Below are 24,296 nucleotides of genomic sequence, written 5' to 3' on the forward strand. Positions count from 1 at the left end.
CCGTGAACGAAAGCTAGCTTTTGGAGGATTTTACCTATATAGTTGGTTCAACCCCATGATGCGGACAGCCGCATCATTACGACAAGAAATAGAGAGGTGAGCCAAATGAATACCCTGACCGGATTCCTTTCCGCCATCACTAACGAATTCAAGAGTGCCACCGGAATCAACCTTGACACGGTGCACCCGGCGCCACTGGTGTCGCACATCGCTGAAGATCTGCTCAAGCACGGTCTCATCCCAGCCACCCACACGGACATCGAAGAGTCCTACGCCACACTTACGGGCACCTTCCCCAAGGAAGAGGATCTCGTAGATGCCGAACTCTTCCTCTACAGCCTCGGTTGGCTGGCAGACACCCCCGAATAAAACCACATAACCTAAGCCTCGCCCCCTTTTACGGGGCGAGGCTTTTTCATTGAGTCACCTTTCGACGCCCCTCACTACACACCCACTACACTGACCCACATGCACCCGACGCGCCGTATGCGAGGATTCCCTCACCTTTTACACCACCATTCACCTGCACAAACGTGAACTGTGAGAGAAATCACCCGCGTGCCGCTATACATTCCTATACAAAACTTCTCTACACTGTCGAAACATGACTATTTCCTCACATTTGTCGGAGCTTGACTCCCTGAGCGCCGACACCACCGCAGGCAAGATCGCTGAACTGAAGAGGCGTCGCGAAGCAGCGGCGCAGCCCATGGGCGAACAGGCCCACGAAAAGGTCCGCGCCCAGGGCCGCCTCACCGCCCGGGATCGCTTGGACTACCTCCTCGATGAAGGTTCCTTCGTCGAGACTGACATGCTCGCCGTGCACCGCACCACGGACTTCGGTATGGGCAAGAAGCGCCCGGTCACTGACGGCATCGTCACCGGCTGGGGCACCATCGACGGCCGCGAGGTCTGCATCTTCTCCCAGGACGGAACCGTCTTCGGAGGCGCCCTCGGCGAGGTCTACGGCGAGAAGATGATCAAGATCATGGAGCTGTCCATCACTACCGGTCGTCCACTCATCGGCCTGTACGAAGGTGCCGGCGCCCGAATCCAGGACGGTGCCGTCTCCCTGGACTGGATTGCCAAGACCTTCTACCAAAACGTCAAGGCCTCCGGCGTCGTCCCGCAGATCTCCGTCATCATGGGCGCCTGCGCCGGCGGCAACGCCTACTCCCCTGCGCTGACCGACTTCGTCGTGATGGTGGATGAGAAGTCCAAGATGTTCGTCACCGGGCCCGACGTCATCAAGACCGTCACCGGCGAGGAGATCTCCCAAGAGGAACTCGGCGGCGCCGGAGTCCACATGCACAAGTCGGGCACCTCGCACTACACCGCTTCTAGCGACGAGGAAGCACTGGATTGGGTCCACGACCTGCTGACCTACCTGCCTTCCAATAACCGCCAGCTGACACCGGCTGAGCCCTACGAGGAGCTGGGCGAAGAGACTGCCAATGACCTCCTGCTGGATGAAATCATCCCGGACTCCCCGAACCAGCCCTATGACGTCAAGGAAGTCATCGAAACCCTCACCGATGACGGCGATTACCTGGAGATCCAGGCTGATCGCGCCGATAACGTGGTGACCGCCTTCGGCCGCATCGAGGGCCAGACCGTGGGCTTTGTGGCCAACCAACCGCAGGTTTTCGCCGGCTGCCTCGACATTGATTCCTCCGAGAAGGCCGCCCGCTTCGTGCGCACCTGCGATGCCTTTAACATCCCGATCATCATGCTGGTCGACGTTCCCGGCTTCCTCCCCGGCGCCGATCAGGAACACGATGGCATCCTGCGCCGCGGCGCCAAGCTTCTCTACGCCTACGCCGAGGCCACGGTTCCGAAGATCACCGTCACCCTGCGCAAGGCCTACGGTGGTGCCTACTGCGTGATGGGTTCCAAGGGCCTCGGCGCGGACGTCAACCTGGCGTGGCCCACCGCCCAGATCGCCGTCATGGGCGCAGCCGGCGCCGTCGGCTTCATCTACCGCAAGGAGATCAAGGCAGCCCACGAAAAGGGCCTCGACGTGGCTGAGCTGACCAAGTCCTTCGAGCGCGAGTATGAAGACCACATGCTCAACCCGTATAAGGCAGCGGAGCGCGGGCTTATCGACGCCGTCATTCTCCCCTCCGAAACCCGCAGTGCAATTGCCAAAAACTTGCGCTTCTTCGCCGACAAGAACGTCGCGCGCCCGGCGCGTAAGCACGGCAACATCCCACTCTAACGCGCACTCGGATCGGCACAGATTAGTACAGAAGACGCACTGTATTACACTAGTGTCCCATGACTGACTTGAAGACGACCGCTGGCAAGATCGAGGACCTCAGCGCCAAGCTCACCGAGTCCCGTGCGCCGCAGGGAGAGGTCCCTGCGGCTCGCAGCGCCATCGAGGCGCTCTTCGATGCCGGATCCTTCGTAGAGACCGACGCGCTTGCTCGCCACCGCTCCACCGAGTTCGGCCGCGAGCACGTCCGGCCCTACACCGACGGTGTCGTCACCGGTTTCGGCACCGTGGACGGCCGCAAGGTCTGCGCTTATGCGCAGGACGCCTCGCTGTTCGACGGCACCATGGGCGAGGTCTACGGCGAAAAGGTCACCAAGCTCTACGACCTCGCCATTAAGACCGGCGTGCCCATCGTCGCACTCGTCGCCAGCGACAAGCCCCGCGCCCAGGAAGGCATTGTCTCCTCCGCCATGCAGGCCCGCATCCTTGCCCGCGCCACCACCGCTTCCGGCCTCATCCCGCAGGTCACAGCGGTCTACGCGGACTCGAAGGAGGCCTCGCTCGTGGCTGCGTTGTCCGATGTCGTTATCGCTCCGGACGGTGACCTGCAGGCGGATGGGGAGCACGAGGTGAGCGTCGCCAAGCGCGTGCTCTCCTACCTGCCCTCGAATAACCGTGCCGCCGCTCCCCGCACCGAGGCCACCATCGTTGCGGGCTCTGTGGAGGAGAACATCACCGACGCCGACCATGTCCTCGATACCCTCGTGGGCGATGACGGCGCCGTCGATCTCGCCGACGTGGTCACCGCCACCTGTGAGGATGTCTTTGAACTCGGCGCCCAGGTGCGCGGTGTCTTCACTGGTTTCGGTCGCGTCGAGGGACGCACGGTGGGCATCATCGCCAACCGCGACACCCTCGATGCGGAAGCTGCCGCTAAGGCCGCGCGTTTCATCCGACTGTGCGATGCCTTCAATACTCCCATCATCGAGTTCGTCGATACTCCGGCACTGGACGTGGAGAAGGCGGCGCTGGCCAAGCTGGTGCACGCCTACTCCGCGGCGAGCGTGGGCAAGATCAGCGTCATCGTCCGCCGCGCGCACGGTACCGGATACATCGCCTTCGGCTCCAAGGAGCTCGGCGCGGATCTGTCCTATGCGTGGCCGACGGCCGAGATCGCCGTGGCCGATGCCCCCGCACTGGCCTCCGAGCTAGAGCTGAGCGAGGAGGAGGCCGCCGCCTACCTGACCCCGTACCAGGCCGCTGAGCGCGGTCTCGTCGATTCCGTTATTACCCCGGCAGCCACGCGTGGCTCCCTCATTGAGGGCCTGCGCCTGCTGGATCGCAAGATTATTCCGACCCTGCCGAAGAAGCACGGCAATATCGTTTTGTAGAGGTGTCCAATGACCGCTTCCCTGTTTACCGTTCTGCGCGGCAACCCCACCGACGCTGAGGTGGCGGCCCTATCCACGGTGCTCAGCCAGCTCGACTCTGAGGCGCGCGCCAAGGCCGCCGATACCCGCTCTGAGCGCGACCTGTGGGGACAGCCGGGTGACGTATTCAACCCGTCCGCCTTCCGCAACGTCCGCTACTACTAAGCGCATGCGCCTGGTTCTGGCCTCCCAGTCCCCCTCCCGCCTGTCCATCCTGCGGGGTGCGGGCGTGGAACCCGTCATCGCCCCGGCTCACGTGGACGAGCGCGCCATCGAGGAGCGCCTGGCGGGTGCTGAGCCCGCCGAGATCGTCTGCGCCTTGGCTGCTGCGAAGGCGGAGGCCATTGCTGCCGACTATCCCGAGGACGTCGTGGTGGGTGGGGATTCCATGCTGCTTCTCGACGGCTCCCTCCAAGGCAAACCCCACACCCCCGAGGCCACCGTGGAGCGCTGGCACGCGCAGGCCGGCCGCGCTGCGGAGCTCATCACCGGTCACTGCGTGCTCTACGGCGAGGAGCGCTTCGTTGAAGCCTCGCGCACGACGGTGCACTTTGCCCAGGCCTCGGACGCCGATATCGAGGCCTACGCCCGCACCGGCGAGCCGCTGGAATGCGCCGGCGCCTTTACCTTGGAAGCCCTCGGCGGCTGGTTCATCGACCGCATTGAGGGCGATCCTTCCTCCGTCATCGGGCTTTCGCTGCCGGTGCTGCGCCGCGCGCTGTATTCCTTTGGGCTCAACGTTTCCGGCTTCTGGGTTTAATCAAACCTATTGACTGGATTTTTAATCACCGATATTATGTGATTCACATTTCACTGCATGCGAGAGAAGGCGGAATTAGATCCTGCAATCTACAGGTTTTAAATCGCTTCAGGAACTCGCACAGAGCTTAAGTAAGGAATTTGGAGTACACCATGTCCTCATTGCTGCATCAGTAATTTCTATTTGACACACCGCTGCTTTCGACGGGTCAATATTTCACCGCCGAGAGAATTGTCTACCTCGAAAACCCGACGCTGGGTTCATGCTGCGCGCATGAGTTTCCAGTCGCGGTTGTCAAAACATAGAGAGAACCGATGCAAGATCACAATACTACTGGTGGAAATTTTTGGACTATTGTACGCAAGAGTCATCCCGATTACTTACGGTGGTTCTTCGCCGACACAACAAGCGCTTTGGGTTCATCCCTCATTGCCATCCCTGTTTCACTTGCGAGCTTCCACCTCACTGGAAGTCTAAGCCAAGCAGGTCTCATCGGAGCAGCAAGCTCAGCTGGCTCCTTGATCATGACCATCCCAGCCGGAATGATCATTGATCGCTTCGATAAGAAGAATCTGCTTCTCCTTTACGGCCTGAGTCAGATTGCTATCTGGTCTTCCTTTTCCCTCCTCCTCTGCCTGGGTAAATTCACCTTCATCTCCTTATTCTTCTTCAGCTTATTTGCTGGGATGATTACAGGCACCTTCGGAGGGCTAACCAATGCCATTCTGAGATTCATCATCCCAGAGAATCTACTTGTCCAAGCACAAGGCCGTAACCAAACTCGAGACAACATTATCTGGATGGTGGGATTACCCTTGGGAGGCCTCCTTTACGGACTGGCGCCGGTTATTCCTTTTATAACGCAAGCCCTGTCAGGGCTTGGTCCCGTATATGCTTCAAGGAGCATCAATGCAAACCTAGGTGAAACAATCAGTGACCAGAAGTATTCATTTACAGAGTTCTGGTCCGATAGCAAATATTCTTTGGCTTGGATTTGGAAATATCCGGTGCTCCGGGCAATTTTCAGCATCGATTTATGCTCGAATTTTGCCAATTTTTTCCTCATCGCGTCCATAGATCTATGGTTGGCCTATCTTAAAGTTGATGGCTGGATAATCGGCTTAACTTCAACCATGTTTACCCTAGGCATGATTGTTGGAGGATTTTTTCAGGACCACCTCATCAAGCGATTACCTGGAAGAAACATAATCCGAGCAACCATGCTCTGGGAATTAATGTGGTACATATTTCTTCTCGTGTTTTCCCATTATTGGCTGCTGATCGCAATCGCAGCATTTTTCATCGTCATTCCCTCGATCGCATGTAACTCGTACTCTGGTGGACTACTTGCGTTATCTGCACCCCCTGAAAAGATAGGTAAGTGCTCGGCGGGAGCACGCCTGATGATGGGATTACTACCAATTATCGCCTCCGCCAGCGCAGGCGTTCTTCTTTCTGCAATTGGTTTTCAGGCAAGCATGGCACTATGTGTTATGTGCTCGGTTATCTCTTGCTTGATAGTGGCGGGTTCAGTCTTACGCGCACTACCTAAAGCAGCCGAGTTCAATTCCCTCCCAGTTCTCGAGTAACCCTTATGACGTATACGAACGCTTCAAAGCCTTCGCGGCGCCAGTCGGACCTCAGCCTTAGCCTCGACTAGTCGTATCCAAGCTCGCCCCCTCTGGTGGCCTCACTGCCACATGGCTAGAGTGGGGCGGCATGGAAATGAAAGACATGCTCGCTCCCCCACCCATCAATCTGCCCGCCGATCCGGGTGCTGACAGCACCGCTGATCTCACCGCGGGAATTGTCGCCCACCCAGATTCCCCGCTGCTCTGGGCGCTGCTGGCGGAGCAAGAACTAGACAAGAACAAGGGCGCTGAGCCCACCGCATTCATCACCGCCTACGCCTATGCGCGCACCGGCTACCACCGCAGCCTCGACCGCCTGCGCGGCAATGGGTGGAAGGGCTGGGGCCCAGTCCCCTTCTCCCATGAGCCCAACCAAGGCGTACTGCGCGCGATTGCCGCACTGGGCCATGCTGCGAAGGCCATCGGTGAGGACGCAGAATATGACCGCATCCGCCAGATGCTCTCCGATGCCGACCCCGAGTGCGTCGCTACGCTACTGGATTAAGCACATGGTTCTAGTCACCTGGTTCTACTCAAAAGGTTTAGTTGGAGGCAAGTAAACCACCTAGGAGGCCACAGATGGTTTGTTTGGGGGCACATGAACCATCTGACCTGAACCATATGACTGAAACCAACTGTGGTGGCTACCGGAATTCTCAGACAGGCAGCCCCTCCTCCATGTAAAAATCCCGCGGACCTCACATTTGAGGCCGCGGGATTAGCGTGTCTGCGAAAAGCGCAGCTCGTGAGACTACCTATTCCTTATCGCTATCGCTATCCGCCTGAGAGACAAGGTCTCCGGTGTTCTGCGCGGTGCGGATGTTCGCCACGAAGAACTCCAAGATCAAGCGGAACTGAATGACGTAGAAAAGGAACGCGATTCCGCCACCGATGACAGCGCCAAGGAACGTCAAGAATCCGATGAGAAAGCTGTCAGCGAAAGCAAAGAAGGAGAAGAGGATCATTCCCGCCCATGCTGCCCCTGCCACGATGACGAGCAGCAGGTAGATGAAGGAGGAGAACTTCAGGGTGACGAAGTCATTGAAGGAGAAGTCAAACAACGCCTTGAAGAAGCCAGCGCCCTTGGAGGGGCTGCCGCCCTGTGAATTCTGCTGTGGGTAGTCCTGCTGCGGGGAGGCGGCAAAGGGCGAGTTGTTTTGCTGACCAAAGCCCTGCTGATCCTGCGTGCCGAAAACCTGCTGCTCTTGGGCGCCGAAACCTTGCTGGCCCTGTGCCCCAAAGCCTTGGTTCTGTTGGGGGTAACCACCAAAGCCGGAGTTGGAGTGGGAAGCCGGGGTTCCAAAGCCCTCTCCCGACTGCTGCCCAAAGCCATGGTCTTGGTGCGACTCCGACGGGGTGCCATAGCCATAACCCTGGTTAGAAAACCCCTGACTGCCATAACCTTGGTTGTCGCCATACCCTTGGTTGTCGTAGCCCTGATTACCGTAGTTCTGGCCGCCATAGCTCTGGTTCGAGTTCACGGAGTCCGCAGAGTGATCAGCGCCAGCGTTGTGATCAGCGCCAGCGTTGTGATCGGCCCCAGAGTTATGCTCGGCGCTCGAGTTCTGCGCCGCACCCGCGTCGCTGTCGGCATTGTAGGAGCCGTAGGAAGCGCCAAAGGTACCGTGAGAGGCTTGGGAATCCTGCCCACCGAAGGTTTCGGAAGCAGGGACAGAGGAACCAGAAGCGTGCTCGGTGCCAGACTCCGTGCTGTTCTTCGCCGAATCGTACGCCGAGTCCGCGGCGGAATCGGAGGACGCATTAAAGCCCGAACCGGACGCGTCAAAGACGCGATTCTCAGCATCCGGCTGCGCACCCTGGGGAGCGGAATAACCGAATCCAGACGAGTCGGCGGAGCCCTCGGAGTAGTCGCCGTATCCTGCCTGGCCACCCCAGCCGAAACCGGAGTTCGATGCCTGGCTACCCCACGCGGACGCAGCGTCATCGTTGCCTGACTGGGAGTTATCGTAACCGCCGAAGCTGCCGTAACCGTTGTTCCCGGCGTTCTCACCGCTGGAACCGTTGACGTGGTTATCGCTGTTGTCGCCGTTCTCACCAAACTGGTTGGGGTTCGTCATTTTTCGTTAGACCTTTCGGAGAATCATCGAAATTCGCAGCGCGCTACAGCACTACACTGGCGTAATTTTTACCCCTCCGAACGTACCTGAGATCTCGCTCACCGGCAGCGCGGCTTGGGGAACACGCCCCAGAAAACGACAGTTCCCCCGCCGCAGGCGGGGGAACAATCACAAGCTTGTGCTCAAAGACTAGTGCGCAGCAACGCGCTTAGGCGTGCTTGGCCTCCACGCGCTTGATGGCCTCAGCAGCCACCTTCTCCTGGATGCCCATGTCCAGCTCAGAGGTGAAGCCCACGCAGGAGCAGTTGATTTCACCAAGGACGTAGGTGTCCTCGCCGTTCTCGCCGTCAGCCAGCATGAAGTCCGCGGTCCAGATCAGCGGGATATTGTCGCCACCGAGCTTCTCAGCGATGACCGGGCGGACCTCAGCGAACATGTCGACGAGCTCCTGCCACTCCTCCGGCTTCTGGTAGGTGTACTTGGCACCGGAGAACAGGGTGGCGGAGAAGGCGTCGCCGCCCTCAGCCGGCTTCTTGTGCACCACGAAGACCGGGTCCGGGCCCACCAGAAGAATGCGGATCTCGCCCTCAACAATGCGCGGCATGAAGCGCATGTCCACGAGCATGCCGTTGTCACCCACGATGTACTGGTCGCAGAAGTCCATGAACTCGCCGAGCTCGCGCTCCTCAGTGTGGTTGTCCACAGCCTCGGTGCACTTGATCTTGGTGTCGAGCGGCAGTGCGGTGCCCGGCTCGACGGACTCGGCCAGTTTCTCGTCGGCAAGGCGCACGCGCCAGATGCCGGAGCCGGTGGAGCCACGGTTCTGCTTGAGCACGCGCTCGCCGTAGGACAGCGAGGTCGGGAAGGTCTTGTGGAAGGACTCGACGTCGTAGTAAGCGGCGGTGTCAGCCGGAACCAGGTCCGTGTCATTGAGCTTGACCAGGGCGTCCTTGGCACCATAGGCCATCATCTCGTACGGGGTGGACATGCCGACCAGTCCGGCCTCGGACAGCTTGGTGAGCAGATCGAAGTAGCCCTTCTCACCGCCCGGGATGTTGCCCGGGTTCACGCGGGAGATGTAGGCATCGAAGTTCTCCGATACGTACTCGAAGAGCTTCTCGGACCACTCAGGGCGGTAGAACACGACCTCTGCGTGCCAGCCTGCATCCTTGATGCAGTCGACGATCGGCATGGTGTCTTTACGGTGTCCGTTGATCTGCTTATCGGATCCGCCCTCAACCTCGAAGACGACGATTGCTTTGTGCACAGTGATTCCCTTCCACTAGGGGGTTAGTGAGTGTCACTTCTTAAAATAGCCCAGGTTGGACCCTCGCGCTCACCTAGAAAAGCACCCCCGAAAAGGCATAAAAAGCAAGCGTACCGCACTTTTTGGCCGCTGACCTGCACACTTGTTATAACCAGTGAACGTGCAGCAGCGCTAACTGCAGAAGAAATGTATCCAACACCACAAATACGCCTCCCCCGTGACCACATGTCCGCCCAGCACGCTAGAGTTGAACCGAACGTTCCCCCTCAACGAGAAAGGCAGGTGGACCGTGGCCGAATTCGACCCGAATCCCCCTTTCCAGGAATACGCGCACCCTGAGCGCCTCGTGTCCGCACCGTGGCTGTCCGCGCGACTGGGCATCAACGGCCTCCACGTCATCGAGGTTGATGAGGACTCACTCCTCTACGACATCGGCCACATCCCCACCGCGATCCGCATCAACGTCCAAACTGAGCTGCTCGACAGCACAGCGAGGGACATTATCAGCGCAGAGGACTTCACCGCACTCCTCCGCTCCAAGGGTATTGAGCGCGACGATACCGTCGTCCTCTACGGCGACAAGTCCAACTGGTGGGCCGCTTTCGCGCTGTGGGTCTTCGAGCTCTACGGTCACGAGGACGTGCGGCTTCTCGACGGTGGACGGGACGCCTGGATGTCCGAAGAACGCGACACCTCCTTCATGGTCCCCGAGCCTTCTGCTTCCTCCTATCCGGAGGTTTCCCGCGAGGAATCCTCGCGCATTTTCGTCGACGAGCTGCGTGACTCCTCCGCCACGGTGGTTGACACCCGCAGCCCAGAGGAGTTCTGTGGCGAGGCCGCCCACAAGACCGGGGCCGGTGAGTCCGCCTACGGCACCACAATGACCCACGGCCACATTCCCGGCGCCATCAACCTCGAGTGGGACCGCGCGATTTACCCGAACGGCTGCTTCCGCGCGCTGAGCGAGTTGAAGGTCAACTACGGCGAGCTCGAGCCAGCAACGGAGACCGTCCTTTACTCCCACGTCGGAGCCCAGGCTGCGCACACCTGGTTCGTCCTCAAGTACCTGCTCGGATTCGAGGCACCCCGTGTCTACGACGGCTCGTGGGCAGAATGGGGCAACATGGTTCGCATGCCCGTTGAGCGCTAGCAACACGCCGATATAAGCCCGCATCCGCGCTGGTGCGGGTTTATTTTTTGACACGAAACCAAGATGTGAAGGTATCCTCATGTTTTGGTGTGCAAGAATAGTACGCAGTCCTATCACAAATCATGGAGGAGGGTTCCTGCCGTGGCAGTTGAAACCAAGAACATCACCAAGGTCCTCGTGGCCAACCGCGGTGAGATTGCGGTCCGTGTTATCCGCGCGGCTCGCGACGCCAACATTGCATCCGTAGCGGTCTACGCCGAGCCCGATGCCGATGCCCCATTCGTCACGCTTGCCGACGAAGCCTTTGCACTCGGCGGCCAGACTTCCGCGGAGTCATACCTCGACTTCGGCAAGATTCTCGACGCCGCCTCCAAATCCGGCGCCGACGCTATCCACCCCGGCTACGGCTTCCTCTCCGAGAACGCCGAGTTTGCTCAGGCCGTCATCGACGCCGGCCTGATCTGGATCGGCCCATCCCCGGAATCCATCGCGGAACTGGGTGACAAGGTCACCGCCCGCCACATCGCCGAGCGCGCTGACGCTCCTATGGCACCGGGCACCAAGGATCCCGTCGCCAGCGCAGAAGAAGTCGAAGCCTTCGCCGATGAGCACGGCCTCCCCGTTGCCATCAAGGCCGCCTTCGGCGGCGGTGGCCGCGGCATGAAGGTCGCGCACACCCGCGAGGAGATCAAGGACCTCTTCGAATCCGCCACCCGCGAGGCCGTTACCGCTTTCGGCCGCGGAGAGTGCTTCGTCGAGCGCTACCTGGATAAGGCCCGCCACGTCGAGGCCCAGGTCCTCGCCGACCAGCACGGCAACGTCGTCGTCATGGGCACCCGTGACTGCTCCCTGCAGCGCCGCTTCCAGAAGCTCGTCGAGGAGGCCCCTGCCCCCTTCCTTACCGATGAGCAGCGCGCCTCCATCCACGAGTCGGCCAAGCGCATCTGCCGCGAGGCCGGCTACTACGGTGCCGGCACCGTGGAATACCTCGTCGGTTCTGACGGACTCATCTCCTTCCTCGAGGTCAACACCCGCCTCCAGGTGGAGCACCCCGTTACCGAGGAGACCACCGGCTTCGACCTGGTGCGCGAGCAGTTCCGCATTGCTGAGGGGCGTGAGCTCTCCATCTCCGAGGATCCCGCCCCGCGCGGCCACGCCATCGAGTTCCGCATCAACGGCGAGGACGCCGCCGCGGGCTTCATGCCGGCTCCTGGAACCGTCGTCACCTACTCCGAGCCTTCCGGTCCGGGTGTGCGCATGGACTCCGGCGTGCGCGAAGGTTCCGTTATTGGCGGCCAGTTCGACTCTATGCTGGCCAAGCTCATCGTCTGGGGTCCGGATCGTGCCACCGCCATCGCGCGCGCACGCCGCGCCCTGGCCGAGTACCGCATCGAGGGCTTGCCGACGGTTATCCCCTTCCACCAGGCCATCCTCACCGATCCCGCCTTCACCGCCGAGGACGGCAACTTCACGGTCTACACCAAGTGGATCGAGGAAGAGTGGGTTAACGAGCTCCCCGCATACGTCGACCCCGCCGAAGCGCCCGAGGACGAAGAGCAGGAGGCGGCCCAGAAGTTCGTCGTCGAGGTGGGCGGCCGCCGTATCGAGGTGGCCCTGCCGGGCAACCTGCTCTTGGGCGGTGGTAGCAAGCGCAAGAAGTCGAAGAAGCGTCGTGGCAAGGGGGCGTCGGCAAGCGTGTCCGGTGACACCGTGACCGCACCGATGCAGGGCAGCGTCATCAAGGTCGCCGTCGAGGAAGGCCAGGAAGTGGAAGAGGGCGAGGTCGTCGTCGTCCTCGAGGCCATGAAGATGGAAAACCCCGTCAAGGCCCACAAGTCCGGCACCGTGACCGACCTCAAGGTATCCACCGGCACGCAGATCAACAAGGGCGAGCCGATTCTGGAGATCAAGTAGTTCGCTAACGCTTCCCTGCCGACAGAGAGCAGTACAAAACTGCTAGAAACCTTGCCTCGATTAGCACAGTTAATTACTCTATGACGTGATACCCCGGTGGAGCTCTGCTCTGGGTCACTGACCTGCTGAGTACTACTTACCGGGGTGCTGACTTGTCGCTCCGGGGGGATGCAGCAGTGGCGCATCAGGATAGCCAGTGGATTACGCAATGGCTCTCAACACCGCGCTGGGAGCCATTTCTTCATGCTGCTCATCAAGACGGCGAAGCCGCATTAGCACTATATGAATGGAACATCAGCGTCGCGATGGCATTTCTCCACGACGCCTCACACGCCGAAGTTCTGCTCAGAAACTCTTATAACACTGTTTTGGAACGGTGGTGGCTGGGGGACCAGCATTGGCTTATAGATCCCAAGTCACCAGTGAATGCACCTCTCCACCGAATGCGCGACGGAGTACAAATAGATTCGAACGATAAGAACCGGCAATCAATAGCGGAAGCTCTGCGACGCAATCATACGAAGCATGTCAGTCCAGGAGCTTTAGTCGCCGAGCTCCCCTTTGGATTCTGGCGCCACTTAACAGACGCAGCTCATGAGCAATTGTTGTGGATTCCTGCGCTGCACAAGGCATTTGAGCCGCACACACGCCGCAAGGAAGTCGAACAACATCTAGCGCGAATCAATCGCGTCAGAAACCGCGCGGCCCACAATGAGCCATTCATAAGCTCACGACGTCGCAGGGAGGCTATTCACGCCTTCCGCTCGATCTTGAAAGTCGAGGAGTTACTGAACCCGCGAGTTACACGCCACACCACCGCCACGAGTACTCTTCTCTGGACCATAGAGAATCCACCAACGCCCCTCGAGCCACTCTGTGAGTAGCTAAATTCAGAGATCAAGTAGCCTCGAAAGGCATGAGCGTTAACGATTCCGAGTTCGGCGTACGGTTGGCCAAGGAGCACGACCGTACCTACCTCTCCCGTCTCCTTTTCCTCGCCGATGTCCTCGGTGACGAGGACGCCCATATCGGGGATTTCCACACACCTGACGTGGGAATGTACGTCGATGAATGGTCCCCGCACGTCGACGGCGGCGTCATCGCAGTCTCCAGCCACCGCGTTCCCGTCGGTGGTGCGTGGCTGCGCTACTACACCACCGAAGCGAAGGGCGCAGCCTACACCGGCAACCCCGAGGCCGATCCTTTCGATGAGTCCCAATGGGCCACCGACCTCGACCCGGAGGATATCCCCGAGCTCTTCATTGCTGTGGAGTCCCGCTACAGGGGCCTCGGCGCTGGGCGACGTCTCCTGCGCAACGCCTGCGACCTCGCCGAGGCGCAGCAAGCCCCGGCGATTTCGCTGTGGATTGAGCCGGAGAACACCGGCGCCCGCAAGCTGTATGAATCCGAGGGCTTTGTCGACATCGACGTCCCGGGCCGCCCGGATGCTCACGTGATGCTCAAGCGCTTCTAGCACCGCAAGCCAACAAAAGGTGTCAACTATACTCGACACCTTCGTCGGCGCGCCGACGGCAGCGCCAAGAGCGACGTTGCTCACCCGCCTATAACCTAGGTCGGGTCACAACGACCGTTTCCGTAGAACGCTGCACGTATCTTCGCGAAACGGATTACCTTCTTCGCACCCCTCGCAACGCACAACGTCTGCATGCCTCCATCGACGTGCTGGAGACATCTGCCAAAAGGCGTCTGGTAAAAGGCATCTGCCAAAAGGCGTTTTCACGGTTAAAAACGCCTTTCACTCAGGGCAGATGGCGTTTTTAGACCCAAAGATGCCTTCTACCAGATGCCTTTTGCGAGACACTCTCCTGACTTAGGCCAATGCAGTGCGGAAAAATCCCACCCCACCGCAGAAACCACCGGTGAGCAGCGCCAAGAATGACGCTGCTCACCCATCCACGACCTAAGTCGACTTTTAGTTGATAACGGCGATGAGGTCGCCGCCCTCCACCTTAGTGGCGGCGCCGATGGCGACGCGCTCGATGGTGCCATCCTTGGTGGCGGAGATGGAGGCTTCCATCTTCATGGCCTCGATGACGGCGATCTGGTCGCCGGCCTTGACCTCGTCACCCGGCTTGGCCGTCGGGTTCACCACGCCGGCAAACGGCGCGGCCACGTGGCCATCGTTGGATGGGTCGGCCTTCTCCACGGTGGCAACGGTGGACTCCACGTTGTTGTCGCGCACCTTGAGCGGGCGGATCTGGCCGTTGACATTGAGCACGACGTTGCGGATGCCCTTCTCGTCCGGCTCGCCCATCGCGTCAAGACGCAAGGTAATGGGCTTGAGATCTGCACGGTCGTTGGAGCCCTCCGGGAAGTGGTGAACAATGTAGTCCTTACCTTCTTCCAGACCGTAGAAGAAGACGGTGTCCGTCAGCGCCTCGGTGTTGCCGTAGGTGCGGCGGAACTCGTTGAACTCCTCGAACTGCTTCGGGAAGAGCAGGCGGTTGAGGGAAGCACGGCGCTCAGTGGAATCATCCGAACTCAGGTGCTTCTTCTCCTCTTCGGGGACGGGCTTGACGGTGACGTCGCCAGGCGCGCGGCCTTCCAGGACCTTGTCGCGCAGCGGCGGCCAACCACCCGGAGGCGTACCGAGCTCACCGCGCAGGAAGGCGATGACGGAATCCGGGATGTCGTACTTGGTGGGGTTGGCCTCGAAGTCAGCCGGGTCTACGCCAGCGCCCACAAGGTGCAGGGCGAGGTCACCGACCACCTTGGAGGACGGGGTCACCTTGGTCGGGCGGCCGAGCATCTCATTCACCGCAGCGTAGGTGTCCTCGATGATCTCGAAGCGGTCCTCCAAGCCCAGAGCGGTAGCCTGCGCGCGAAGGTTGGACAGCTGGCCACCTGGAATCTCGTGGCGGTAGACGCGGCCGGTCGGTCCAGGAATACCCTTCTCGAAGGGCTGGTAGAGCTGGCGGACGGCCTCCCAGTACGGCTCAAGGTCGGAGACGGCCTTGAGGGAGATGCCGGTATCACGAGAGGAGTTCGAGAACGCCGCGATGATGGCGGACAGCGAAGGCTGGGAGGTGGTGCCCGCCAGCGGTGCGGAAGCACCGTCGACGATGTCGGCACCAGAAAGCGCTGCCGCGTAGTAGGTAGCCAACTGGCCACCGGCGGTGTCGTGCGTGTGCACGTGAACCGGCAGGTCGAACTCCTTGCGCAGAGCCATAACCAGCTTCGATGCGGACTCCGGACGCAGCAGGCCCGCCATGTCCTTAATGGCCAGGACGTGGGCGCCGGTGTTGACGATCTCTTCGGCCAGCTTGAGGTAGTAATCCAGCGTGTAGAGCTTCTCATCCGGGGAGCACATATCACCGGAGTAAGCCATGGCGACCTCGGCCACGGTGGTGTTGGTCTCCAGGACAGCGTCGATAGCCGGGCGCATCTGGCTGACGTCGTTCAGCGCATCAAAGATGCGGAAGACATCCACGCCCGACTTGGCAGCCTCCTGCACGAAGCCGGTGCACACATCGTTGGAGTACGGCGAGTAGCCCACGGTGTTACGGCCGCGCAGCAGCATCTGGATGTTCTGGTTCGGCATAGCCTCGCGCAGCAGGTCCAGGCGGACCCACGGGTCCTCCTTGAGGAAGCGCATGGCCACGTCGTAGGTGGCGCCACCCCATGCCTCCACGGAGTAGAGTTCCGGGGTCATGCGGGCCACGGCTTCCGCCGCGGTGACCAGAGCGGTACCGCGCACGCGGGTGGCCAGCAGGGACTGGTGAGCATCGCGGAAGGTGGTATCGGTGACCGCCAGAGCATCCTGCTTGCGGATCTTCTCCGCCCACTTCTTCGGGCCCAGCTCCAGCAAGTCGTCACGGGAACCGCGCGGCAGCTCGGAGTTAAAGTCCAGATCCGGCAGCTTATCGAAGGGGCGCAGGGTGGTCGGGCGCTCGCCGTTCGGTTTGTTGACGGTCACGTCCGCGATGTAGTCGATGATGCGGCCAGATTCGTCCACGGCCGGCGGGGCCTTCAGCAGGTCCGGGTGCTCCGGAATGAAGCTGGTGTCCACGCGGGTGTTGACGAAGTCCGGCTCACGCAGCAGAGCGCGCAGGAAGCCGATGTTGGTGGCCACGCCGGCCACGGTGAACTCGTTGAGCGCGCGCTGCGCACGTGCCACGGCTTGTTCAAAGTTGACACCGCGGCAGGTCATCTTCACCAGCAGGGAGTCGAAGTTCGGCGAGATCTCCGCACCGACGGCCGTTGCACCGTCGAGACGCACGCCCGCGCCGCCCGGCGAGCGGTACTGGGTCAGCGTGCCGGTATCCGGGCGGAAGCCGTTGGAGGGGTCCTCAGTGGTGATACGGCACTGCAGCGCCGCGCCGGTGATGTGGATATCCTCCTGCTTGAGGCCCAGCTCCTCCAGGGAGAGGCCCGCGGCAATCTGCATCTGGGACTTCACGATGTCAACGCCCGTGACCTCCTCAGTCACGGTGTGCTCGACCTGCACGCGCGGATTCATCTCGATGAAGACGTGGTTGCCCTTCTCATCGACGAGGAACTCGACGGTACCGGCGCCTTCGTAGTTGATATGCTCGCAGAACTTCACGGCGTCCGCGCAGATGCGGTCACGCAGCTCCGGGTCCAGCATCGGTGCCGGGGCAATCTCCACGACCTTCTGGTGGCGGCGCTGCACGGAGCAGTCGCGCTCATACAGGTGCATGACGTTGCCCTGGGAGTCAGCCAGAATCTGCACCTCGATGTGCTGCGGGCGAATCACCGCGGTCTCAAGGTAGACGTGGCCATCACCGAAGGCGGCCTCTGCCTCGCGGGATGCCTCCGCGCACTTGGTCTTCAGCTCAGCCTCGTTCTCGATGAAGCGCATGCCGCGGCCACCGCCGCCGGCCACGGCCTTCACGAAGACTGGGAACTCAAAGTCCTTGGCGTATTCCGCCAGTTCGTCGACGTCCGTCGAGGGCTTCGAGTCCTTCAAAGTCGGCAGCCCTGCTTCCTCGGCCGCAGCCACTGCGGCGGCCTTATCACCGGTCAGGTCCAAGGTCTCCGCGGTGGGACCGATGAATTTAATGCCGTTATCACGGCACGCGCGGGCCAAATCAGCACGCTCCGAAAGGAAGCCATAACCCGGGTAAATGGCATCCGCACCGGACTTCTTGGCGGCGCGAATAACCTCATCGATATCGAGATAAGCCTTAACCGGCTGACCCTCAGTACCAATACGCACGGCCTCGTCCGCGAAGGCACGGTGGAAGGAGTTGCGGTCTTCCTTGGGATAAACTGCAACGGTCTTGGAACCGACCTCAAAGGCGGCGCGGAAGGCACGCACGGCAATCTCACCGCGGTTGGCCACCAAGATCTTAGAGAAGGACTTGTGGGCGGTATCAGACACTAGGAGTGATCCTTTCAGATAGGAACAATACGAAGACAAGGATAGTGTCCGAGGCGACAACGCGGGCGAGAATCGACATATAGGTCAACAGATTTCAATTAGGTTCTCGCCAGAATTCTAGGCACACCCCTAGATGGCTCGCCCCCCTTCATGCGCAGCTACCCTTCCCCCTTTAAACATGCAGCGGCCAAATAGGAAAGGATTTACTTCGCTTTTAAAAAAATATAAACCTATTGACATGTTCCACCCCCTGTTTCTATCCTTCAATCAGGTTCATAACAACCAACTTCATCTTTCATCCCAAAGGCCTCACGGTGAAGATAGAAACGAGCACATGAACTCAGTCACCATATCTAGGGTCCACAAGTATTTGGGCGAGGGCGCCCAGCGCACGCATGTTCTCAAAGGCACAAGCCTAGAGGTTGATGAAGGTGAGTTTCTCGGGATTTCAGGAAAGAGCGGCTCCGGTAAAACCACTCTCCTGCGCGCGATCGCGGGGCTTCTCCCCACTGATGAGGGCTCAATCTCGGTCTTCGATACCTGTGTATCCACCGCTGATCCCAAGGAACTACTTGCCTTGCGCCGCAACACAATCGGCTTCGTCCACCAAGACGACCTATTAATGAATGAACTCACCGCGCTCGAAAATGTCATGCTTGTGCTTGCCGCAGCGGGTGTCGATGAGACGACGGCGCACGATAAGGCTTCCGAGGCATTAGCCCAAGTAGGACTTGCAGGACTCGCTCAACGATTTCCCGCAGAGATGTCGCGCGGCCAGTGCCAAAGAGTAGGAATCGCCCGAGCGCTCTCCGGGAACCGACGAATTCTCTTGGCTGATGAGCCGTCCGCTGCGCTCGATTCCGAGAACTCCCATAGCATTTTTCAACTATTCAAAAAGCTCGCATCAACCGGCACAACCGTGATAGCGACCAGCCACGATCCCATCATGCTGGACTATTGCGGCACGGCCTACACGCTGATCGACGGCCAGCTTGGGAAAGCAGCCCCGCATGCTCAATGAACTAATCACGAAAGTCGTGCATTCATCGAAACGGTATCGTTTCGGCGCAGCAGCAATCGCAGTGTGCTTAGGACTTTTCGCATTTGCTGTCTCGGCCGATCTCTTCATGACGTTGTCCCCGCAGCAAAAGGCGCAGTCAGAATTGGGAAACAACGCCGTGCGGGTGGACGTGCCTGTGTACACGCGGGCGGGCGTGGTTGAACAGACGCTGCCGCAACTTGATTCCCCCGAGAGGGGCTTTACTACCCAACTCGAGACTTACGATCTCTATGTCGATAGCAATCCTTCCACTTCCCTTGTCTACAAGGAGTCTCACTGGGAAGAGCAAGCTCCCGATTTTGGGTTGGCATTGGTTCAGGGCCAGTGGCCTAGTGATCCTGGCGAGGTAGTAGTCACCGAAGACGTGAACCTCAACGTCGGAGAGCACACAACTGCATTCAACGGCACTCTACCGCTCCGCATCGTTGGCGTTGTATCGAATTCCTTCCACAGCCAGGAGAAAGCGGTGTACGGCGCATCGGGAACATGGAACACCATCGACGCCGACGCTTATTCCATGACCTCCGCTTCGGTCCGGCCGATTGTTTTCGGTTCCGAAGGAAAGACTCCTGCAGCCCTCACCGAGTTCATTAGGAGTCAGATCGGGGATGCAGACCTCGTCGATCACGCCGCGCTTGACGACGCTTTCTCGACCTCGCTCCTCACCCGAGAAAGCTTGCTCGCAACGCCGCCTTCAGGATTCGCCGATAGCTATTCCTTCTTCTTCGGCCTGTTTGCCGTTGTCATACCGTGTGCTTTGATCTTCTTTTTGTGGCGAGTCACGTACCTAGTTCTTCACCCGTTGAACCGGCGGTTCTTCGAGCTAGGAATCTCCCCCTTCCTGTTGTGGAAGTCCAGCACATCCACCCTGCTTCGTTCAGCCCTGATGTACTCCGTCTTAGGCCTCGTTGTAGGTGCAGGCCTGGCGCAATGTGCGCGCCCTTTCATTTCTGGACTTGCAGGGTTGCCTGATCCTGGAGTCCTCATTCCGTGGAAATGGTTAGTGCTTCTTCTCGCTAGCTCGCTAGCAGCACTCCTGATTGGCGGTATTGCCACCGCGCCGTCGACCCAGCCGCATCCGTTCTGGAAAGATATCCCGCTGCCGGCCCTATCGGCATCATTCTTGCGTTGGAGTGCTATTGCTATAGTCCTTGTGGCCGCACTCTTTACGGTCGCTTCAGCACTGCTGGGGCCAGACGTGTTCGAAACCTGGGCGCCATTGCCAACCGTGGCATTGTGCATCGTCTTTTCTCTTTTTCTCGCCCGCTGTCCGCGAACCAGCCGGCCCTACACTCCAACAGGCGTGGCCCTGAGATTTGCAGAGAAGCACCGGCAGCTTATTGGCACGGGTCTGACGTTGTTGGTCCTGTGCATGGGAACCGCCGTGTTTAGCAGTTCGATGTCAGCCAGCTTCACAGCCAGTGAGAATGACAGTTTGACGTCAACGATCGCCCCAAACCAGGCACACATTTTAGAGAAGACAGATAGCGGGCTTTCCACGCGTGCCGAATCCGTCCAGCACGTAGCCACTGTGTTGGGGGTGCCCGCCCCAGTTCGTGTTTCTTATGTCCAAGCCACACTGGACATGCCCACGGAGATGTCGGGGACCTTTGGCGTACTGAGCGTCGAATCCGTTCATGACGTAGAGCAACTCTTAGACCGAGAGCTTACTGCCTCAGAAAAAGAAGTCCTTAAGACTGGGGCATTAGTCCGCGATCACAGATTCATCGACCAAGACCACGTTTCAATCAGCACAAGCAAGAATTCAGGCCACTCATCACTTTCAGCACTGAGTATGGACTTCGGGCCACACTGGGAGAAGCTAGCTGGAGGATTTATCCTCGCATCCACGGCGCAAAAACTAGATGCACCGGCAGGTAGTACACAATGGGTCTTTACGGGTCTCCAGGAAGACCAAGAAAAGCGCTTTCTTGATAGCGCTGCACAAGCCCATATCCCCCACGAGCTCGTACTACTGCCGCTGATTCAAACCTCTTCGACACCGCGGGCATTCTATATCAGTTTGGCAGCCGCGCTGCTCAGCGCGTTAGCCGTAACCTTTGTTTTCTCGCGGCAACTTGCTCGCGCTACCGAAGCAATCGAGACCACCTTCAAAGTACTAGGCCTCGATTCTTCCTGGCACCTAAGAATCGTTGTACTCACGACGGCCACACTGACATGTGTTGCGATCATTTCTGGCTGTCTCGCTGGAATCCTCCCACTCGCCGGAATGGTTTACGCAATGGGAGATGGCCTCACATTCGCCATCGATTGGAAGGCTCTTCTTGTTGCCGCAGGCGCAATAACACTGGGCGCTGCAAGCGGCGTTGGCATGACATGCCTTCGCTACGTGCAGCGCCCAGCGTCAAGCGCAACCGCTAATTAAATCTGCTTCGGCGGAACGGAGCGCTGCTCCTTGCCGTTGTAGGCAGACAGCGGGCGGATGAGGGAGTTGTTCTCGTTCTGCTCCACGATGTGTGCGGTCCAGCCGGTGATGCGGGCCATCACGAAGATCGGGGTGAAGAACTCGATGTCGAAGCCCAGGATGTGGTACGCGGGACCAGCCGGGAAGTCCAGGTTCGGCTGAATCTTAATGGAGGTGTTCTCGTACATGGTCTTCGCCATGTTCTCGTACATCTCCACCCACTGCTCCTGACCGTGGTCCTTGGCCAGCTCGCGGAAGGCAGCCTCCATGGTCGGAACACGGGAGTCACCGTTCTTGTACACACGGTGACCGAAGCCCATGACGAGCTCCTTGTTCTTGAGCTTGTTGAGCGTCCACTCCTCCGCCTTGGCCGGGTCACCAACCTCGAGGAAGTTCTTCATCACGGCCTCGTTAGCGCCACCGTGCAGCGGGCCCTTCAGGGCGCCGATGGCGGCGGTAACAGCGGAGTAGGTATCGGACATCGTCGAGGTCACCACGCGGGCCGCGAAGGTGGAAGCGTTGAAGGAGTGCTCCGCGTAGAGGATGAGGGACTTATCAAAGGCCTCGATATCGGAGCGCGACAGGGCCGGCGAGCCGTCCTCTTCGCCAAAGACCATCCACAGGAAGTTCTCCGCAAAGCCCTTCTTGCGGGAAGGCTCAATGTAGCCCTCACCGCGGCGACGGCGGATATCGAGCGCGACGATGGTCGGCAGCTTCGCCATGAGCTCCAGGGCGGTGCGGCGGATGTGCTCGGAATCCTTGGTGTACTCCTCCGGGTCCTGGGAGCCGATGAAGGAGACCGCGGTGCGCAGAACGTCCATCGGGTGGCAGGACTTCGGCATGGAGGTGATCAGGTCGATGAGGTGGCGGTCCAGGTGGCGCAGCGCCTTCTCACGAGCGGAGAAGCGGACCAGCTCATCCTGGGTCGGCAGCTCGCCGTTCCACAGCAGGTAAGCAACCTCCTCGAAGGAGCAGTAGCGGGCCAGCTCCTGCACCGGGTAGCCACGGTAGGTCAGGGAGTTGGTCTCCGGGACAACCTTGGACACGGCGGTCTCGTCGACGACAACGCCGTACAGGCCCTTGCGGATCTCTGGGGTTTCAGACATGGTGTTTTTCTCCTTTTATAGGGGTCTAGATTGAGTTCTAGGCCGTGGGGTTTAGTCAAAGGTGGGCTTGTAGCTGTCCTTGGAGTAGGTGAACACGCTCTGGTCAAAGGCGTTGTACTCGTCGTAGCGCACCAGCTCATACAGGCGGGAGCGGTGCTGCATGCGGTCGAGCCATTCCTCGGATTGCAGGCCGGTTTCCTGCATGTCGCGGAGGAATTCTTCGGTAGCACCCATGGCCACGCGCAGGGTGGATACCGGCCAGATGACGGCGTTATAGCCCAAGCCTTCGATGCGCTTGGCGGAAAGCAGCTCGGTCTTGCCGAACTCCGTCATGTTGGCCAGCAGCGGGGTGTCCACGGCGGCGCGGAACTTTTCGAAGTCCTCCGGCGAGTACAGGGCCTCGGTGAAGATGAGGTCCGCGCCGGCGTCGGCGTAGGCCTTGGCGCGCTCGATGGCCTCATCGATGCCGTGGATGCCGGCGGCATCGGTACGCGCACAGATGATGAAATTCTCATCGCGGCGCTCGTTGACGGCAGCGGTGATGCGGCGAACCATGAGATCCGTCGGCACCACTTCCTTGCCATCGAGGTGTCCGCAGCGCTTCGGGTTGACCTGGTCTTCCAGGTGGCAGCCAGCCAAGCCGGCGTCCTCCAGCGCGGCGACGGTACGGGCGGCGGACATGGGTTCGCCGAAGCCTGTGTCGGCGTCGACAAGCACAGGCAGGTCCGTGGCGCGGGCGATGTGCCCGGCGCGCTGCGCCACCTCAGTGAGGGTGGTGAGACCAATGTCCGGCAGACCCAGATCATTAGCCAGCACCGCGCCGGAGACGTAGACGCCGCCGAAGCCGCCGATGTCCTGGATGAGCCGCGCGGTCAATGGGTTGAAGGCGCCCGGCAGCGTGGTGATTCCCGGTGCGTTCAGCGCCTCGCGGAAGCTCTTGCGCTTGTCTGCGTTGCTGATAGTGGAGCCAAATAGGCCAGCCATTTAGAACAGTCCCTTCGGGGTCTCGGGTGCGGTGGCGATGGCCTCGTCGGTGAGGCGAACGTTGAGCTCGCTCAGGTCGGTGAGGTTTTCCAGGTTCTGGGCGGCAGCGAGGAAGCGCTCCTGCTCCTCCTCCGACACCTTGCCGGCGGCGAGCTTCTTGAACTTGTTGATGTACTCCTCGCGGCCGAAGGGGCGGGCGCCGAGCGGGTGGGCGTCGGCCACCGCGCGCTCGTCCTCGATCACGGTGCCATCCTTGAAGGTGATGACGGCCTTGCCACCGAAGGCCTTCTCGCTGAGGTCGTTGGAGTGGTAGCGGCGGGTCCACTCGGGGTCCTCGACGGTGGAAATCTTGTGCCACAGGTCGATGGTGTCCTGGCGGTGCTTGCGCTCGTCGGAGTAGGAGGTCTCGTAGTCCCACTCGCCGTCCTGCAGTGCCACGGCGAAGATGTACATGATGGAGTGATCCAGGGTCTCGCGGGAGGCGTTCGGGTCCATCTTCTGCGGGTCGTTGGCGCCGGTACCGATGACGTAGTGGGTGTGGTGCGAGGTGTGCAGGACGATGGACTCGATGTCCTCGGTCTTCAGTCCCTTCTCCGCGAGCGTCTTCTTAAGTGCAAAGGCCATATCGATCGGGGCCTGTGCCTGGTACTCCGCGGAGTGCTCCTTGGTGTAGGTGTCCAGGATGGCGCGCTTTTCCTCACCCTCCGCCGGCAGCGGGACGGTGTAGGTGCGCTCCGGGGAGTGCAGCATCCACGCAATGAAGCCGTCCTCACCTTCCCAAATCGGGGCCGGGGCGCCCTCGCCGCGCATGGAGCGATCCACTGCCTCGATGCCCATCTTGCCGGCAAAGGCCGGTGCATAAGCCTTCCAGGAGGAGATGAGGCCCTTGCGGGACTGGCGGGTAGCGG

At 60.1% G+C, this 24,296-nt stretch carries 18 protein-coding genes; 12 read left to right on the top strand and 6 right to left on the bottom strand.

Features of this window, described 5'->3' with window-relative positions:
* The first annotated feature begins 105 nt into the window (after positions 1-105).
* The 7 genes from HMPREF2993_RS09550 (at position 106) to HMPREF2993_RS09580 (ending at position 6,544) form a co-directional block, all read left to right on the top strand.
* Positions 106-369 (top strand): hypothetical protein, encoded by a 264-nt coding sequence (locus HMPREF2993_RS09550; protein WP_046647021.1) that lies wholly within the window; start codon positions 106-108, stop codon positions 367-369.
* 235 nt (positions 370-604) lie between these two features.
* The gene (locus tag HMPREF2993_RS09555) at positions 605-2,218 is read left to right on the top strand and encodes an acyl-CoA carboxylase subunit beta (protein WP_046647022.1); all 1,614 of its coding nucleotides are present in this window, start codon (positions 605-607) and stop codon (positions 2,216-2,218) included.
* A gap of 59 nt (positions 2,219-2,277) precedes the next feature.
* A complete protein-coding gene (locus HMPREF2993_RS09560) occupies positions 2,278-3,609 on the top strand; it encodes a carboxyl transferase domain-containing protein (protein WP_046647023.1) in 1,332 nt (443 codons plus the stop codon).
* Positions 3,610-3,618: 9 nt separating this feature from the next.
* Entirely contained in the window at positions 3,619-3,813 is a 195-nt protein-coding gene (locus HMPREF2993_RS09565; RefSeq protein WP_046647024.1) for an acyl-CoA carboxylase subunit epsilon, read from the top strand.
* A gap of 4 nt (positions 3,814-3,817) precedes the next feature.
* Positions 3,818-4,408: a Maf family protein gene (locus HMPREF2993_RS09570; protein ID WP_046647025.1), complete on the top strand. Its 591-nt coding sequence runs from the start codon at positions 3,818-3,820 to the stop codon at positions 4,406-4,408.
* A gap of 314 nt (positions 4,409-4,722) precedes the next feature.
* Positions 4,723-5,997 (top strand): MFS transporter, encoded by a 1,275-nt coding sequence (locus HMPREF2993_RS09575; protein ID WP_070702110.1) that lies wholly within the window; start codon positions 4,723-4,725, stop codon positions 5,995-5,997.
* A gap of 130 nt (positions 5,998-6,127) precedes the next feature.
* On the top strand, positions 6,128-6,544 hold the full coding sequence (locus HMPREF2993_RS09580; protein ID WP_070511468.1) for a DUF3151 domain-containing protein: 417 nt from the start codon (positions 6,128-6,130) through the stop codon (positions 6,542-6,544).
* 250 nt (positions 6,545-6,794) lie between these two features.
* Here the strand turns inward: HMPREF2993_RS09580 and HMPREF2993_RS09585 are convergent, their stop codons facing one another.
* Together HMPREF2993_RS09585 and HMPREF2993_RS09590 are read right to left on the bottom strand one after the other, a co-directional pair.
* Entirely contained in the window at positions 6,795-8,117 is a 1,323-nt protein-coding gene (locus HMPREF2993_RS09585; RefSeq protein WP_070702112.1) for a DUF4282 domain-containing protein, read from the bottom strand.
* A gap of 208 nt (positions 8,118-8,325) precedes the next feature.
* Positions 8,326-9,384, bottom strand: a complete 1,059-nt coding sequence (locus HMPREF2993_RS09590; RefSeq protein ID WP_049154356.1) for a Cj0069 family protein — start codon at positions 9,382-9,384, stop codon at positions 8,326-8,328.
* 289 nt (positions 9,385-9,673) lie between these two features.
* Here HMPREF2993_RS09590 and HMPREF2993_RS09595 point away from each other — a divergent pair, with 289 nt between their 5' ends.
* The 3 genes from HMPREF2993_RS09595 to HMPREF2993_RS09605 all read left to right on the top strand — a co-directional run bounded on the left by HMPREF2993_RS09595 (position 9,674) and on the right by HMPREF2993_RS09605 (position 13,922).
* Positions 9,674-10,534 carry a sulfurtransferase gene (locus tag HMPREF2993_RS09595; protein ID WP_070680428.1) on the top strand — a complete coding sequence of 287 codons (861 nt, stop codon included), beginning with the start codon at positions 9,674-9,676 and terminating at the stop codon, positions 10,532-10,534.
* 141 nt (positions 10,535-10,675) lie between these two features.
* Positions 10,676-12,448 carry an ATP-binding protein gene (locus HMPREF2993_RS09600; RefSeq protein WP_046648353.1) on the top strand — a complete coding sequence of 591 codons (1,773 nt, stop codon included), beginning with the start codon at positions 10,676-10,678 and terminating at the stop codon, positions 12,446-12,448.
* Positions 12,449-13,364: 916 nt separating this feature from the next.
* Complete coding sequence (locus HMPREF2993_RS09605) at positions 13,365-13,922, top strand: GNAT family N-acetyltransferase (protein WP_046648354.1); 558 nt, start codon at positions 13,365-13,367, stop codon at positions 13,920-13,922.
* 459 nt (positions 13,923-14,381) lie between these two features.
* Here HMPREF2993_RS09605 and HMPREF2993_RS09610 read toward each other — a convergent pair whose 3' ends face one another.
* Entirely contained in the window at positions 14,382-17,813 is a 3,432-nt protein-coding gene (locus HMPREF2993_RS09610; protein ID WP_070702114.1) for a pyruvate carboxylase, read from the bottom strand.
* A gap of 334 nt (positions 17,814-18,147) precedes the next feature.
* On the opposite strand from HMPREF2993_RS09610, the gene HMPREF2993_RS09615 reads away from it, so the two are divergent.
* Entirely contained in the window at positions 18,148-18,834 is a 687-nt protein-coding gene (locus tag HMPREF2993_RS09615; RefSeq protein WP_070516005.1) for an ABC transporter ATP-binding protein, read from the top strand.
* A complete protein-coding gene (locus tag HMPREF2993_RS09620; RefSeq protein ID WP_070516008.1) occupies positions 18,824-21,259 on the top strand; it encodes a hypothetical protein in 2,436 nt (811 codons plus the stop codon). The genes HMPREF2993_RS09615 and HMPREF2993_RS09620 overlap by 11 nt, the downstream gene beginning before the upstream one ends.
* Here HMPREF2993_RS09620 and HMPREF2993_RS09625 read toward each other — a convergent pair.
* The 3 genes from HMPREF2993_RS09625 to HMPREF2993_RS09635 form a co-directional block, all read right to left on the bottom strand.
* On the bottom strand, positions 21,256-22,404 hold the full coding sequence (locus HMPREF2993_RS09625; RefSeq protein WP_070516010.1) for a bifunctional 2-methylcitrate synthase/citrate synthase: 1,149 nt from the start codon (positions 22,402-22,404) through the stop codon (positions 21,256-21,258). The two genes, HMPREF2993_RS09620 and HMPREF2993_RS09625, sit on opposite strands and share 4 nt — an antisense overlap.
* Before the next feature lie 51 nt (positions 22,405-22,455).
* Entirely contained in the window at positions 22,456-23,388 is a 933-nt protein-coding gene (gene prpB / locus HMPREF2993_RS09630; protein WP_070702116.1) for a methylisocitrate lyase, read from the bottom strand.
* Positions 23,389-24,296, bottom strand: a 908-nt coding sequence (locus HMPREF2993_RS09635) for an MmgE/PrpD family protein (RefSeq protein ID WP_141758289.1), incomplete at its 5' end; no start/stop codon positions are given.

It is taken from the genome of Corynebacterium sp. HMSC068G04, from assembly GCF_001814885.1.
In the GTDB taxonomy this organism is placed as follows: Bacteria; Actinomycetota; Actinomycetes; order Mycobacteriales; family Mycobacteriaceae; genus Corynebacterium; species Corynebacterium hiratae.

Excerpts from the sequence above, each read along its gene's own strand:
- HMPREF2993_RS09620 (WP_070516008.1), top strand. The coding sequence starts at position 18,824 with ATGCTCAATGAACTAATCACGAAAGTCGTGCATTCATCGAAACGGTAT.
- HMPREF2993_RS09605 (WP_046648354.1), top strand. The coding sequence starts at position 13,365 with ATGAGCGTTAACGATTCCGAGTTCGGCGTACGGTTGGCCAAGGAGCAC.
- prpB (WP_070702116.1), bottom strand. The coding sequence starts at position 23,388 with ATGGCTGGCCTATTTGGCTCCACTATCAGCAACGCAGACAAGCGCAAG.
- HMPREF2993_RS09575 (WP_070702110.1), top strand. The coding sequence starts at position 4,723 with ATGCAAGATCACAATACTACTGGTGGAAATTTTTGGACTATTGTACGC.
- HMPREF2993_RS09565 (WP_046647024.1), top strand. The coding sequence starts at position 3,619 with ATGACCGCTTCCCTGTTTACCGTTCTGCGCGGCAACCCCACCGACGCT.
- HMPREF2993_RS09570 (WP_046647025.1), top strand. The coding sequence starts at position 3,818 with ATGCGCCTGGTTCTGGCCTCCCAGTCCCCCTCCCGCCTGTCCATCCTG.
- HMPREF2993_RS09625 (WP_070516010.1), bottom strand. The coding sequence starts at position 22,404 with ATGTCTGAAACCCCAGAGATCCGCAAGGGCCTGTACGGCGTTGTCGTC.
- HMPREF2993_RS09585 (WP_070702112.1), bottom strand. The coding sequence starts at position 8,117 with ATGACGAACCCCAACCAGTTTGGTGAGAACGGCGACAACAGCGATAAC.
- HMPREF2993_RS09615 (WP_070516005.1), top strand. The coding sequence starts at position 18,148 with ATGAACTCAGTCACCATATCTAGGGTCCACAAGTATTTGGGCGAGGGC.
- HMPREF2993_RS09560 (WP_046647023.1), top strand. The coding sequence starts at position 2,278 with ATGACTGACTTGAAGACGACCGCTGGCAAGATCGAGGACCTCAGCGCC.
- HMPREF2993_RS09550 (WP_046647021.1), top strand. The coding sequence starts at position 106 with ATGAATACCCTGACCGGATTCCTTTCCGCCATCACTAACGAATTCAAG.
- HMPREF2993_RS09580 (WP_070511468.1), top strand. The coding sequence starts at position 6,128 with ATGGAAATGAAAGACATGCTCGCTCCCCCACCCATCAATCTGCCCGCC.
- HMPREF2993_RS09555 (WP_046647022.1), top strand. The coding sequence starts at position 605 with ATGACTATTTCCTCACATTTGTCGGAGCTTGACTCCCTGAGCGCCGAC.